Source organism: Duganella sp. AC917 (assembly GCF_979258245.1).
Map to the genome: position 1 here is coordinate 2,250,667 of NZ_OZ409848.1, position 14,002 is coordinate 2,264,668.

Genomic DNA, 14,002 nt, shown 5'->3' on the forward strand with positions numbered 1-14,002 from the left:
GAAACCCATCATGTCCAACGTTGATGCGCATCGACAAATAGGCGCACTTTATACCGAGCATCACGGCTGGCTGGCTTCGTGGCTGGGTCACAAGCTCAACTGCAGAAACCTCGGAGCCGACTTGGCCCATGACACCTTTCTGCGGATACTGAGCGCCCGCTTGCCGCACGATCTGCGCGAGCCGCGCGCGTATCTGACGGCGGTGGCCAAGGGCTTGCTCAACAGCCACCTGCGCCGCCGGCAACTCGAACAGGCCTATCTCGACGCGCTGGCCGCGCTACCCGAGCCGGTCCAGCCGTCGCCAGAGGACCGGTTGGCCGTGCTGGAGACGCTGACCGAGATAGACGGCATCCTCGACAGGTTGCCGAGCACGGCGCGGCAAGTGTTCCTGCTGGCCCAGCTTGACGGCCTGTGCTACGCCGACATCTGCGCGTTGCTGAACCTATCGCTGAGCACGGTCAAGCGGCACATGGTCCTGGCGTTCCGCCGCTGCCTGGTGGCGCTGTAGTGCTGCGAACCGTGGCGCAAGCAGAGGAGCGTACGGGGCCGGATAGCGCGGCCATCTCGCCGCAGGTGCTGACCGAGGCCGCCACCTGGCTGATGGAATTGCACGACGGTCCGCTGAGTCCGCATCAGCGCGAGCAACTGGCGGCCTGGCGCCAGCGCAGCGAAGAACATGAACGGGCGTGGCAAAAAGCCGCCTCCCTGCTACAAAAATTCGACGGCCTGCCGGCGTCGGGCGCAACCGCACTCAAGAACATGCCCGCGCCTGAACGGCGCACCGCCGTCAAGCTGCTCGCGGCGCTGCTGGTGGCGGCGCCGATCGGTTGGCTTACCTACCGCTACACCCCTTGGCCGCAAACCGGGGACCACCGCACCGCCATCGGCGAACGCCGCGACATCCTGCTCGACGACGGCACCCAGGTCACCTTGAACACCGACACACGCATCGACGTCGAATTCGACCGCGACCGCCGCACCATCCATCTGCGGCGCGGCGAAATCCTGGTCACCACCGCCAGCGACGCCGCCCAGCCACCCCGCCCGTTTCTGGTCACCGTCGGCGAAGGCGCCGTCCGCGCGCTCGGCACGCGCTTCACTGTGCGCCAGCTCGACGACCGTAGCCGTGTGGCCGTGTTCGCGGGCGCCGTGGAGGTCAGCCCGCGCGACACGGCGTCGGCCCGGGCGATCGTCACCGCCGGCCGGCAAACAGCCTTTTCGCGCTCGCAGATCGACGCCACCGCTGCCGCCGACGAGATCGACACCGCCTGGAAGCAAGGCATGCTGGTCGCCGACCGCATGCCGATGGCGCAATTCCTGGCCGAACTGAACCGCTACCGGCGCGGCACGCTGCAGTGCGACCCGGCCGTCGCCCGGCTGCCGGTGTCGGGCGCATTTCCATTAGCCGACACCGCCTTGACGCTGTCGATGCTGGAGCAAACCCTGCCGGTGGAGACCCGATATTTCACCCGTTATTGGGCGCGGGTCGGACCCACTTCAAAATAAATCAAAAAAGATGAGCCTTTTTAAACTCTCGTTCGACATATCAGATAAGAGCGGCACATTTGATGAACGAAAGGCTTTGAATGAATTATCAGCAGCAAAACCCGGGGACTGCGCTAGCGTCCGGCGGGCGTCATCCGGGCGCGACCGCCCGCCAGCGCGCGGCGTTCGCCATGGCGCTCCACTGCGCGTCAGCGATGCTGGCCGCGGTCGCGTTGTCGCCGCTGGCGCAGGCACAGGCCGCAACGGATGCCGCCGTGTATCGCGACATTCCCGCCGGCCCGCTGGGCCAGGCGCTGTCCAGGTTTGCCGCCGACGCCGGCGTGGCGCTGTCGTACGACAGCCAGCGATTGGAAGGTAAAACCAGCAAGGGATTGCGCGGCACAGTGTCCGTCGTCCACGGTTTCGCCCGGTTGCTGCAAGGTAGCGGCCTGCAGGCGCAACGGCTGGCCAACGGCGGCTACACGCTCAAGGCCGCGCCGCTGGCAACCGCCGACGGCGTGCCAGGCGCCAGCACTGGCACCGACGCCCGCAGCGAGCGTCCGCTGGTGGAATTGCCGGCGGTCGAGGTGACCGCGCAGCGCACCAACAGCACCATGATCCGGCCAACCCGGCAAAGCACCGTGATCGAGCGCGACGAGTTCAACGAGCTGCGCCAGGCCTCCGACAGCCTGGCCACCGTGCTGAGCAAAGCCGTGCCGGGCATGGCAGATTCCAGCCGCACCATCACCGACTACGGCCAGACGCTGCGCGGACGCAACACGCTGGTGCTGGTCGACGGCATTCCGCTCAACACCAACCGCGACTCCGCGCGCAATATGGCGGCGCTGAACCTGGCCAGCATCGACAAGGTCGAAGTGCTGCGCGGCAGCAGCGCCATCTACGGCGCCGGCGCCAGCGGCGGCATCATCGCAATCACCACGCGGCCGGCCGGCGGCGCGCCGCACGCGGAAAGCACCTTGTCGCTGCGCTCGCCGCTGTCGCGCATCGGCAGCGACGGCCTGGGCGGCGAAGCCAGCCACTACATGTCCGGCGCCAACGGTGCGCTCGACTACGCATTCAACGTCGGCCTGCAGCATATCGGCGCCTCGTACGACGGCAAAGGCAAGCGCATCGCTCCCGAGCCCAGCCAGGGCGACCTGTTCGACAGCGACAACTACACCGTCGGCGGCAAGATCGGCTTGCGCATCGACCGCGACCAGCGCGTGCAGTTCGCCGCCAGCCGCTATGTCGCCGAGCAGGACAGCGACTACGGCTCCGATCCGTCGGTGACCCGCTTGCCGGCCGGCGCAGCGGTCGCGCGACCGCTCAAAGGGCTGCGCCTGGAGGACCAGAACCAGCTGCGCAACACGCTGCTGAGCGCGAGCTACCAGCACAGCGGCATCGCCGGCAGTTCGCTGTCGACCCAGTTGTACTACCGCGATTATTTCACCCGTTTCACGCCGTTCGACGCCCGCGCGGTGTCGACGCGTGGCAACAACGTCGACCAGGTGATGCAAAACTCCACCGTCTGGGGCGGCCGCGCCACGGTCGATTCGCCGCTAACGAACCAGCTCAAAATGTTGTGGGGTCTGGACTTCAACCAGGAGCGCAGCGACATGCCCGACGACTTCTTCAGCGCCGCAGCGTACGACGCCAGCGGCGGCGTCGCCTTCGAGCTGAGCAGGACGATGCTGTACATGCCGCCGCTGACCACGCGCAGCATCGGCGGCTTTGGCCAGCTGCAGTACAAGCTGAACGCGCAGTGGGCGCTCGAAGGCGGCCTGCGCTACGAGCACGCGCGCGCGCGGTTCGACGATTTCGTGCCGCTGTCGCAGATCCGCGCCGCCACGCCGCGCCAGGTGCGCGGCGGCGCGCTGGCGTTCGACGCCTGGATGTCCAATGTCGGCGCGGTGTTCAAACCGGTCCGGGGGCAGGAGCTGTACGCCTCGTTCAGCCAGGGCTTCCAGCTGCCCGACATGGGCCTGCAGATCCGCAACGCCACGCCCGCGTTCGACCTCGCCTCGTCGGCGCTGCAACCGGTCAAGACCAACAACTACGAGTTGGGCTGGCGCGGTGGCGTGGGCGAGCTGCTGGGCACGCTGGCGCTGTTCCGCACCACCTCCAAACTGGGCGACGTACAAAGCTTTAACAACGGCCTGATCCTGACCCGCACCGCCGAAAAGGTGCGCGGCCTGGAAGCGACCCTCGACTATCTGCCGCAAGCCAGCGCGTGGGGTTATGGCGGCACGCTGACGATGATGTCGGGCCGAGAAACGCCGCAAGGCAGCGAGCGCGACCAGGTCATGACGGGCTACCGCATTCCACCGACCAAAGTGACCGCCTACGTACAGCTCAAGCCCGGCGCCAGCTGGAGCAGCCGTTTGCAGGCGACTCATTATGGCGCCCGCGACTCGCGCCTGAACGGCGTGACCGGCTTCGGCCGCCGCGAGGTCACCAGCTACACCACGTTGGACCTGATCAGCCGCTATCAGTTCACGCAGCGCGACGCTGTCGCTATCGGCATCGAAAACCTGCTGGACCGCTACTACCTGCCCGCCTACAGCCAGCTCATGCGCAACAGCAACAACAGCAGCCGCTTGCCGGCACCGGGCGCCGTGTTGAGCGTCGCCTACAACCGCCGCTGGTAAGCAGGCGCCGCGACGTTTGTCAGCCCTTTCGTGGCCATAGCCGGGCAGCGATATATTGCAGGACTCTTGATACCGTTCCGTTCTGCGGCTCGCGGTGATACTCCGGGCCGGACATCACGCGCAAGGCGGTGCTGCGGTCCACGCCCGCTTTCGCCATGTGGTCGATAGCGGGCCCAACACCGTCGACGGCGGCGATCACGACACCTTCGTCGATCACCTCCACCGGACCATCGACCCGCCGGTCGGCCCCGCCATCGTGAGCATCTTTCCCGTCTTTGCCAGTCATCGTTAATACCCTCCACCAGGAGAGTTTCCATCCTGGCTCGGCAGCGCACTGTTCGATAGCTCACATGTGGACGATAGTGTCGGGTATCCTGCGCGGGCGTCAGAAAACCCCAGTCGCGGCTCAGTCTACCCGCTCTTATCTTGAATTCAGGCAGCTGCAAACAGCGACAGGAAATTGGGCTGGCCGTTGGACGCGTTCAGGCCATCCACCGGGACAATCGCACCGTTGATAAATTGGGCATCGTCGCTGGCCAGGAACGCGATCACACCGGCAATTTCGGCTGGCGTGGCGGCGCGGCCGGCGGGCATGCGGTCGCGGAAAGCGGCCAGGAGCGCCTCGTTTTTCCCGAACTCGGCGGCAGTCGGGCGTGGTGGTCTGCTCGAACGGGCCGAAGATGGCCATGCCGGCGTTGTTGACCAGAACATCGAGCTTGCCGAATCGCGCCACCGTGTCCGCCACCATCTGGTTCACGTAAGACTCGTCGGAGACGTCGCCCGGGTGGATCAGCGCCCGGGCTGGATCGAAGCCGACCAGCGTCTCGCGCAGCTTGTGCTCGCGCCGACCGTTCAACGTGACCAGCGCGCCCTCCTGCAGAAAGCGCTGCGCCGTCGCTGCGCCGATGCCCGATCCGGCGCCCGTGACAATCACGACTTTGCCTTCAAAACGAAAGGTCGATCTCGTGCTGTCGGACGCCATCCGCGATATGGAAGTCGAAAGATCAACCGGTTTGGTCTGTGGCCGCACAGCCGATTAATCTCGAAGTAATAGAATCGATGAGGTGAATTTCGCTTACAGCGTACATCCGTCAAACACGCTCCGACGTGTAGCGATTCAGCAAAGCGTCGTTCGCCAACGCAATCTGATTGCGTGCCTTGGAGATGACATCCATTACTCGTCCAATCGAAACCGGCTTGGGGAGATGATAATCAAATCCCTCGCTGGCAATTCGCGCAGTTGTGATCGGATCGCTGCGCGCGGTGAATGCGACCAGAACAGCTCCACGGAACAATTCGGATTCGCGAAGCGTTTTCGCAACCGCAAAGCCATCCATGACCGGCATGGTCAAGTCCAGCAAGATGATTTCAGGCCTGAATCGCTCTGCCAGAGAAATGCCGTCTGCGCCGCTATACGCAGCAACTGCCGTATGCCCGCAGAGCGTTAATAATTCGACCATGAGGTCGGCGGCCTCGCGGTTATCGTCAACAACGAGAATGGAACGTTCTACTGCAGGATGTGTCATGGTAGGCCGATATTGGCAGAATGCGATCGGCGAAGCTAGGGCCGACGAAGGCAATCTGCTGCGGCTCGGGGCATCAAATTGCAATTGTATAGCCACTATCTTAGTGTAGAACCCCTGGAACAAACAATCGCAAATCTGCTGGATCTGACATTTACAACACAATTCATGCTTGTGGGCACATCTGTCGGCAAATCTGGCCTGAAACGGCGGAGTTGAGGCCCGTTGCCAGGAGCGTCGCACGGCGTCCGGGAGCGGCTGTTAGCACCCGCACATCAAATCACCAAATCACCATGCTGGTTCTCGCAGGCAGACTTGCGGAATCTCGATTTCCCACTTACACTGTATATCCATACAGTATTAAGTTGATAACGGTCTCTTTCGAGTCTACACATTGCCATGCTTTGCGCCACGCTCCAACAACAGCACGCCCCAGCGAACGCCACCAATCCGGCGCTGTTCGCGGACGTCTGGCGCGCCAGCGAGCTGGCGGTCTCCCGCGCTGCGACCGCCTCAACAGGCCACGCGGCGCTCGACCTGGAATTGCCCAACCGTGGCTGGCCGCGATCATCGCTGGTGGAGCTCATGCTGCAACAATCAGGCATCGGTGAACTGCAGCTGCTAAAACCGTTGCTGGCCAACCTTGCGAAGAAACAACGTATCGCGCTTGTGCAGCCGCCTTACATCCCGCACGCGCAAGCGTTCAAGACGTGGGGTATCGACACCAGCCGTTTGCTGTGGATACGCTCCTCGAACACCGGCGACGCCTTGTGGACGACGGAACAGATCCTTAAAAACGGTAGTTGCGGCGCCGTCGTCTTCTGGCAAAACCATATCCGTTCGGAATCCCTGCGCCGCCTGAATCTGGCGGCGCAAGGCTCGGAGATCTGGTTCTGGCTGATGCGACCGATGGCGTGCGCCAGCGAGGCCTCCCCTGCCCCGTTGCGGCTCGGCCTGCGGCCGGCGTTGGGCGGCGTCGCCGTCGACGTGTTAAAGCGCCGTGGCCCGGCGTCCGACAAAACCCTGTTTATTCCGCTTCCCGATATGCCTGCCGGCCGTCATCCCCTGCATCATGAAAACGCCCCTGCTGTTAAGTTTGTACCTGCCGTTGTTACCGCTCGAAACGCTGCGCCCGTCCTGGTCTGAACCTGGGCCTTACGCCGTGATGGATAGTGAACAGGTGCTGGTCGCCTCGAAGCAAGCGATGCAAGCCGGCGTGCGTTCCGGCATGCGCTGCGGCGGCGTGGCGACGATCGCACCCGGCACCATCATGCTCGACCGCGAGCCCGAGAAAGAGGCGCGCGCGCTGGACGCCATCGCCCTGGCGATGTTGCAGTTCACGCCCGACGTGGCATTCACGGAAAACTTCACCGTGCTGCTCGATGTGGGACCAAGCCTGCGCCTTTTCGGCGGGCCGCTGGCGCTGTGCCACCTGGTCCGCAGCAGCATACGACGGCTCGGCTTCACCGCATCCCTCGGCGCGGCGCCGACGGCACAAGGCGCATGGCTGCTCGCGCACGCGACACATCAACGCAGGCCGCCCCACCGGCGTTGCTTGCAACTGGCGACGATGGCGCCCCGCCTGGATCGTCTACCGTGCGGGATCCTGCCAGCGGCCCAGCCCTTCCTCGGCTGGTTCGACGGTATCGGCGCGGTCGACTTGGGCGCTCTGCGACGGCTCCCGCGTACCGGCCTGCTGCGGCGAACGAGCAAGCAGCTGATACGTGTGCTCGATCACGCCTACGGTGATGTGGACGAGATGCAACGATGGATGGCGGTGCCCGAGCACTTCTCCGCGCATGTCGAAACGTTCGACCGCATCGAGCATGCAGAGGCGCTGATGCATGGCGCGACGACCTTGATCCTGCAACTGACCGGATGGCTGAACGCGCGACAGCTCGCGGTGGGCAGCTTCACGTTGCTGATGGAGCACGAACGTGGCCGCGCTGCGGTGGCGCCGACGCCGCTTGAGATCACCTTGGCCGAACCGGCATGGAAAGAGCCGCACTTGCTGCGACTATTGAAGGAGCGCCTGGCGAAGATCGAGTTGACCGCGCCAGTGATCGGATTGCGGCTGGAAGCTGGACAGCTCCAGCCGATGCAGGTGCCGACGGATCAACTGTTCCCGGAACCGGGTGGCTCTCCCGCCGACTTTGCACGACTGCTTGAATTGCTGTCGGCCAGACTCGGACCCGAAAACGTGCTCACGCCGGTCATCTCTCCTGATCATCGTCCGGAGCAGTGCAACACCTGGGGGCCCGCCACCGCCAATGTCCGGAAATTAGCGGACGACGAGGAACCGCTTGAACGACCATCCCTCGTGCTGCCGAAACCGATACCGCTGCTGATGCGGCAGGAGCGCCCATTCTACGGTAGCCCGCTCAAGTTGATACGTGGGCCGGAGCGCCTGGAGGCCGGTTGGTGGGACGACCAAACCGTGGCGCGCGACTACTACGTCGCACAGGGCAAGGACGCCACCTGTTATTGGATTTATCTGGAACGCACGCAGAACGCGCGCTGGTTTCTGCACGGGCTATACGCCTGACCTCCGGCTGTCATGAGCGCCTCCATGCTTCCCTCGTACGCCGAGCTGCAATGCGTCAGCCACTACACGTTCCTGCATGGCTCCTCTGCGCCGGAGCAGCTGGTGCAGCGCGCCACTAGCCTCGGTTATCACGCGCTGGCGATCGCCGACGAATGCACCGTGGCCGGCGTCGTCAAAGCGCATGTGGCGGCCAAGGAAGCGGGTTTGAAACTGATCGTCGGCAGCCAGATGCTGATCACACCGGAAGACGGCACGCCGGCCTTCTCGTTGTTGATCCTGGCGATGAACAAAAACGGCTACGGCAATTTGTGCGAGTTGATCACCGTCGCGCGCAGGCGGGCGAAGAAAGGCGAATATCTGGTTCGTCCGCGCGACATCGCGGCCCCGCCCCCTGACCTAGTTGCGCTGCGCGGAATGCCCGATTGTCAGCTGATCCTGCTGCCGCGCTACGGCGTGGCAGTCGATGTACTGGAACGCCAGGCGGCGTGGCTGCTGCAGTGCGCGGCTGGTCGCGCGCGTATCGCATTGACGCTGCACTTCCGCTCGCGCGACGAACAGCATCGCAACGCTGTCATCTCGGTCGCCGCGCAATTCGATCTGCCGGTGGTGGCGACTGGCGACGTGGTCATGCACGTACGCTCGGCCAAACCACTCCAGGACACCATGACCGCCATACGCCACGGCGTGCCAGTGGCGCGTTGCGGCTACCGGCTCGCCTCCAACGCGGAGCAGCACCTGCGCTCGCGCGTCAGGCTAGGCAATCTGTACTCGCGCGCCGCGCTCGATGAAACGGTGCGCGTCGCTGACCTGTGCACCTTCTCACTGGACGAGCTGCGTTACGAATACCCGGTGGAGATCGTCCCGGAGGGAATGACGCCTTCTGACTACCTTCGCCAGGAAGCCTACCTCGGCGCCCACTGGCGCTATCCCGCCGGCATCCCGGCCAAGGTGCAGGAAGTGATCGAAAAGGAGCTGGAACTGATCGCCGAGATGTCCTACGAAAGCTACTTCCTGACGGTGTACGACATCGTCCGATTCGCGCGCGCCAACAAGATCCTCTGCCAGGGGCGCGGGTCCGCGGCAAACAGCGCCGTGTGCTACTGCCTTGGCGTGACCGAAGTCGATCCCTCGCGCGGCACGCTGCTGTTCGAACGATTCATTTCGAAAGAGCGCAATGAACCGCCCGACATCGATGTCGATTTCGAGCACCAGCGGCGCGAGGAAGTCATCCAGTACATCTACCGCAAATACGGCCGCACTCGCGCGGCATTGACCGCCGTGGTTATCAGCTACCGGCCCAAGAGCGTGCTGCGCGATGTCGGCACCGCGCTGGGCGTGGACCTCTCGATTGTCGACAAGGTGGCAAAGGCCAATCACGGCTGGGGCGGACGCGCCGAACTGGCCGAGCGTATGCACAGCTGCGGCCTCGATCCGGAGTCCGACGTCGCGCACAAGTGGGCCTTCCTGGCCGAGCACATGATGCGCTTCCCGCGTCACATGTCGCAGCACCCCGGCGGTTTCGTCATCTCGCACAGCAAGCTGTCTCGCCTCGTCCCGGTGGAAAACGCCAGCATGGAAGACCGCACGATCGTCCAGTGGGACAAGGACGACCTGGACGCGGTGGGTCTGCTCAAAATCGACATCCTGGCGCTGGGCATGCTGAGCGCCATGCGGCGCACGCTGGATCTGGTCTCAGAACAGCGGGGCGAACGCTTCGAACTGGCGGACATCCCGAAGGAAGACACGGCGACCTATGACATGATCTGCCGGGCCGACACCGTCGGCGTTTTCCAGATCGAGAGCCGGGCGCAGATGTCGATGCTTCCGCGTCTCAAACCTCGGGTATTCTACGATCTGGTGATCGAGGTGGCGATCATCCGTCCGGGTCCGATCCAGGGCGGAATGATCCATCCGTATCTGCGCCGGCGGGAGGGCGCTGACCCGGTCAGCTACCCCAGTCCGGACATGGAGGCGGTGTTATCGCGAACGCTTGGCATCCCGATTTTTCAGGAGCAGGTCATGCAGATCGCAATGGTGGCCGCTGGCTTCACCGCCGGCGAAGCGGACCAGCTGCGCCGCGCAATGGCGGCCTGGAAGCGCAAAGGCGGCTTGGAACAATTCGAGGACAAACTCAAACTGGGCATGGCCGCCCGTGGCTACAGCGATGATTTCGCCACCGGCATCATCGGACAGATACGCGGATTCGCGGAATACGGTTTCCCCGAATCGCACGCAGCCAGCTTCGCCCTGCTCGCCTATGCGTCTAGCTGGATGAAATGCCATGAGCCGGCCGCCTTCCTTGCCGCGCTGCTCAATAGCCAGCCGATGGGATTTTACAGCCCGTCGCAACTTGTGCAGGACGCCGTCCGGCACGGCGTCGAGGTCCGAGGCCTTGACATCAACATCAGCCAGTGGGAGGCGACGCTGGAACCGTCTTCGGGCGCGCAGCCGGCGGTACGTCTCGGGCTTAACATCATCCGTGGCATGGAGCGCGACGCGGCGTGGCGTATTGAGGAAGCCCGCGCCGTGCGCCCGTTCAGCGGGCTGCACGACCTTGGCGTACGGGCAGATATCGACGCCGCGCAGCTCAAGTTACTGGCGAGCGCCAACGCCTTGGCTGGGATCAGCGGCAACCGCCGCCAGGCGATGTGGAACGCGGCTGGCAGCACGCCTGACAAGGATCTGCTGCGGCAGGCGCATATCGTCGAGGAGGAACTGATACTCGAGGCGCCCTCCGAGGGCCAGGAACTGGTGGCGGACTATCGCCATATGGGTCTGACGCTGGGCCGCCATCCGCTGACACTACTGCGGGAACGATTGCATGCCATGCGCTTCATGACTGCTGAAGTGCTGAACCTGTATGACGACGCAAGGCTGGCGCGCGGCTGCGGCCTCGTGACGGTGCGACAGCGTCCCGAGACGGCCAAGGGCGTCGTCTTCCTGACCATCGAAGACGAGACGGGCAACGTCAACGTCATCGTCTGGCCGAGCCTGCTGGAGCAGCAACGTCGCGAAGTGATGAGCGCACGCCTGCTGGGCGTCTATGGACAATGGCAGTGCGCGAACAACGTGCGGCACCTGGTGGCGAAGCGGCTGGTTGACCTGTCGCACCTGCTGGGAGAGCTCGACACGCGTAGCCGCAACTTCCACTAACGGAACCAAACCCAGAGTAAACTAGCGCTTCGAACCATCCACTCCAAGGAAATCGTATGTGCGTGAACTACATCACCGTCAGCCGCCAACTGGCCTTCGATTGGTTCCGTACGCCGATAGAAGCTGGCGATGACTGGCGGGATGAAATTTACCGCGACCACAGTGCCCCGTTTATCGTCCACGATGACCAAGGCAGACGAAAAGGCTTGGTCGGCACATATGGCTTCGTGCCTCAAAACCATCGTCCGCTCAAGAAGCTCAACGACGAGGAACGAGACAAGTACCTGCGCGCGGTAGACAAGGCCAAGGCGCAGGGTAAAGAACCGCCTGCGCCGCCGCGCATCCCGATGGATACGATGAATGCGCGTTTTGAGGAAGTCACCGGCAAGATAAATTATAAGCGCTTCTGGCTGCAACAACAGCTATGCATCGTGCCGGCGACTACCGTCTATGAGCCTAACTGGGAGACCGGAAAACATGAAAGATGGGCCATAGAGCTGGCCAGCGGTGAGCCGTTCGGATTGCCTGGCATGTGGCGCACATGGGAAGAGACGGATGGCACCGTCAAGCACACATTCACCCATTTCACGCTGAACGCAAACGAACACCCACTGCTGCGTCGGTTCCACTCGGACAAAGAAAAACGTGGCGTCGCCATTTTGCGCCCCGAAGACTACGACGACTGGCTCGGTTCGACGAATCCGGAATTTGCAAGAGCACTCGTCCAGCTGCACCCTACCGACTTGCTACGAGCGCGCCCGGCCCCCAAATCGCCGACGAAAAAGGATATGCCAAATGAAACGGAATCCAATCTGACGGAGATAATCCAACCAAGCTTGTTTTGATTGAACAATTCAATGCGGGATGTGCCCACGAATGACGACATGCTCATTTTAATGGCGATATCTTGATGAGTTTTCCATTCTCTTGAGCGGGTAGCACGTCTTGCAACGCGTCATAGCTGGCACGGGCCTCGCGAATCTCCGGCCAGTGATCGCGGATCCAAGTTGTAAAGCCTTCCAGCGCGGGAAGCATGCTAGCGCCCATGGCTGTCAGCTCGTACTCCACGCGCGGCGGAACCTCGGGAAAATAATGCCGCAGCAGAAGGCCATCGCGTTCAAGGTTGCGGACGGTGAGCGTGAGCATCCTCTGCGTTATGCCTTCGATACCTTTCTTGAGTGTCGAAAAACGCAGCCGGTGACCAGGCGCCACCGCAAGATGAGAAATCACAAGGATCGTCCATTTATCGCCCAGCCGGGCCAGCACACCGTTCGGTACGCAAGGTTTGAAGCGTGGCCCGGCGTCGGTTTCTTCGTAAGGACGACCGTGTATGAGTTTATCCATGGGTATCAACTTTGTGCCTGAGGGTGAAAAATGTGCCGTCTTGTAACGTGTTTCTTGCGAGTATATATTCGTAACCTTCATTGTTCAAAGAGGGTTTGTAAATGTCTGACAATAAACGTTTGATCCTGGTGTTCGGGGCCACTGGCCAGCAAGGCGGCTCGGTCGCCGATGCACTATTGAAAGCTGGCTGGTCTGTCCGCGCGCTGGTGCGCGATCTCGCCTCGCCAAAGTCGACCGCGCTGCGTGACGCCGGCGTGGACACCGTCCAGGGCGATTTCAACGATGCCGCGTCACTGCGCGCCGCGATGGTCGGTGTACACGGCGTGTTCAGCGTCCAGCCCAGTTCTCCTGGCGGAACAGTCACCGATGACGACGAGATCCGGTTCGGCATCGCCATTGCCGACCTGGCGCAGGCGTGCGGCGTTGCACACCTCGTCTACAGTTCCGTTGCCAGTGTCGAGGCTGGCGTGGGACTGGGCCATTTCGAGAGCAAGGCCAGGATCGAAGCACACATCGCCACGCTGGGGTTGAATGCGACGGTGATCCGGCCGGCCACCTTCATGGAAATGCTGGTCATGCCCGGCTTCGGTCTCGACAGCGGCCACTTCAGTTTTTTTATGCGACCGGACCAGCCGATGGGCGTACTTGCCGTGCGGGACATCGGCCTATGCGTTGCTGCCATTTTTGCCGATCCGGAGCGTTTTGCCGGCGCCACGCTGGAACTCGCCGGCGACATGGTCACGGGACAGGATCTCGCGACATTGTTCAGCGATGCGGCTGGCCGCACCATTACCTACGCGCGCTTTCCCGACGAGGTGCTCGCTGCAAATCCATTCCTGAGCAAATTGACCACCATGCTGGACCGGGCGCAGCCTGTAGATGAAGCCGCGCTGCAGGAACTGCGGCGCATCAACTCGGAAATGCAATCGATGCGCGCGTGGCTTTCCGGTGATGGCCAAGAGCCGTTCAGGGCAGCGCTGGGTTCAGGCGGCACCTGGGCCTACAACCAGACAAAATAGGGCCAACACACGTCCAGCGGTTGACCTTGGCGATAGGATGGATTCACTAGATTTGACGGAATACCTCGGCCAAGGCTGTCCAGTTGTGCGCGACTGTTTCCCGTACTTATTCGGAACTTTTCCATCAAACATGAAAAAAGGGCCTACGATTTCTCGTAAGCCCTTGATCTACAACGAATTCTTGGTGGGAAGTGCAAGTTTCGAACTTGCGACCCCTGCAGTGTGAATGCAGTGCTCTACCCCTGAGCTAACCTCCCGAAGCGGGGCGAATTATCGCATATATCC

Annotated in this window: 12 protein-coding genes, 1 tRNA gene and 1 pseudogene; 8 read left to right on the plus strand and 6 right to left on the minus strand. The window is 62.8% G+C overall.

Annotation, left to right across the window (positions count from 1 at the left end):
• The first annotated feature begins 10 nt into the window (after positions 1-10).
• The 3 genes from ACZ0BA_RS09715 (at position 11) to ACZ0BA_RS09725 (ending at position 4,133) form a co-directional block, all read left to right on the plus strand.
• Positions 11-508: a sigma-70 family RNA polymerase sigma factor gene (locus ACZ0BA_RS09715; RefSeq protein ID WP_463451076.1), complete on the plus strand. Its 498-nt coding sequence runs from the start codon at positions 11-13 to the stop codon at positions 506-508.
• Positions 508-1,506: a FecR domain-containing protein gene (locus ACZ0BA_RS09720; RefSeq protein WP_463451077.1), complete on the plus strand. Its 999-nt coding sequence runs from the start codon at positions 508-510 to the stop codon at positions 1,504-1,506. The genes ACZ0BA_RS09715 and ACZ0BA_RS09720 overlap by 1 nt, the downstream gene beginning before the upstream one ends.
• A gap of 194 nt (positions 1,507-1,700) precedes the next feature.
• On the plus strand, positions 1,701-4,133 hold the full coding sequence (locus ACZ0BA_RS09725; protein ID WP_463454736.1) for a TonB-dependent receptor: 2,433 nt from the start codon (positions 1,701-1,703) through the stop codon (positions 4,131-4,133).
• Positions 4,134-4,152: 19 nt separating this feature from the next.
• Here ACZ0BA_RS09725 and ACZ0BA_RS09730 read toward each other — a convergent pair whose 3' ends face one another.
• From ACZ0BA_RS09730 to ACZ0BA_RS09745, 4 genes and pseudogenes are all read right to left on the minus strand, one after another.
• Positions 4,153-4,419 (minus strand): hypothetical protein, encoded by a 267-nt coding sequence (locus ACZ0BA_RS09730; protein ID WP_463451078.1) that lies wholly within the window; start codon positions 4,417-4,419, stop codon positions 4,153-4,155.
• A gap of 146 nt (positions 4,420-4,565) precedes the next feature.
• Positions 4,566-4,727 (minus strand): SDR family oxidoreductase, encoded by a 162-nt coding sequence (locus tag ACZ0BA_RS09735; protein WP_463451079.1) that lies wholly within the window; start codon positions 4,725-4,727, stop codon positions 4,566-4,568.
• A 100-nt stretch (positions 4,728-4,827) separates the two neighbouring features.
• Positions 4,828-5,115, minus strand: a pseudogene (locus ACZ0BA_RS09740) (SDR family NAD(P)-dependent oxidoreductase); the annotation flags it as partial.
• 109 nt (positions 5,116-5,224) lie between these two features.
• A complete protein-coding gene (locus ACZ0BA_RS09745) occupies positions 5,225-5,659 on the minus strand; it encodes a response regulator (protein WP_463451080.1) in 435 nt (144 codons plus the stop codon).
• 396 nt (positions 5,660-6,055) lie between these two features.
• Here ACZ0BA_RS09745 and imuA point away from each other — a divergent pair, with 396 nt between their 5' ends.
• From imuA to ACZ0BA_RS09765, 4 genes are all read left to right on the plus strand, one after another.
• Positions 6,056-6,802, plus strand: coding sequence for a translesion DNA synthesis-associated protein ImuA (imuA, locus tag ACZ0BA_RS09750; RefSeq protein ID WP_463451081.1), 747 nt, complete (start codon positions 6,056-6,058; stop codon positions 6,800-6,802).
• Positions 6,729-8,201, plus strand: a complete 1,473-nt coding sequence (locus tag ACZ0BA_RS09755; RefSeq protein ID WP_463451082.1) for a Y-family DNA polymerase — start codon at positions 6,729-6,731, stop codon at positions 8,199-8,201. Before imuA ends, ACZ0BA_RS09755 begins: the two co-directional genes overlap by 74 nt.
• 24 nt (positions 8,202-8,225) lie before the next feature.
• The gene (locus ACZ0BA_RS09760; protein WP_463451083.1) at positions 8,226-11,354 is read left to right on the plus strand and encodes an error-prone DNA polymerase; all 3,129 of its coding nucleotides are present in this window, start codon (positions 8,226-8,228) and stop codon (positions 11,352-11,354) included.
• A 62-nt stretch (positions 11,355-11,416) separates the two neighbouring features.
• Complete coding sequence (locus ACZ0BA_RS09765; protein ID WP_463451084.1) at positions 11,417-12,199, plus strand: SOS response-associated peptidase family protein; 783 nt, start codon at positions 11,417-11,419, stop codon at positions 12,197-12,199.
• 43 nt (positions 12,200-12,242) lie between these two features.
• Here the strand turns inward: ACZ0BA_RS09765 and ACZ0BA_RS09770 are convergent, their stop codons facing one another.
• Complete coding sequence (locus ACZ0BA_RS09770) at positions 12,243-12,698, minus strand: winged helix-turn-helix transcriptional regulator (RefSeq protein ID WP_463451085.1); 456 nt, start codon at positions 12,696-12,698, stop codon at positions 12,243-12,245.
• A gap of 101 nt (positions 12,699-12,799) precedes the next feature.
• Between ACZ0BA_RS09770 and ACZ0BA_RS09775 the strand changes: the two genes are divergently transcribed.
• The gene (locus ACZ0BA_RS09775; RefSeq protein WP_463451086.1) at positions 12,800-13,717 is read left to right on the plus strand and encodes an NmrA/HSCARG family protein; all 918 of its coding nucleotides are present in this window, start codon (positions 12,800-12,802) and stop codon (positions 13,715-13,717) included.
• A gap of 182 nt (positions 13,718-13,899) precedes the next feature.
• Here the strand turns inward: ACZ0BA_RS09775 and ACZ0BA_RS09780 are convergent.
• Positions 13,900-13,974 (minus strand) — tRNA-Val (locus ACZ0BA_RS09780).
• Between the last annotated feature and the right edge of the window lie 28 nt (positions 13,975-14,002).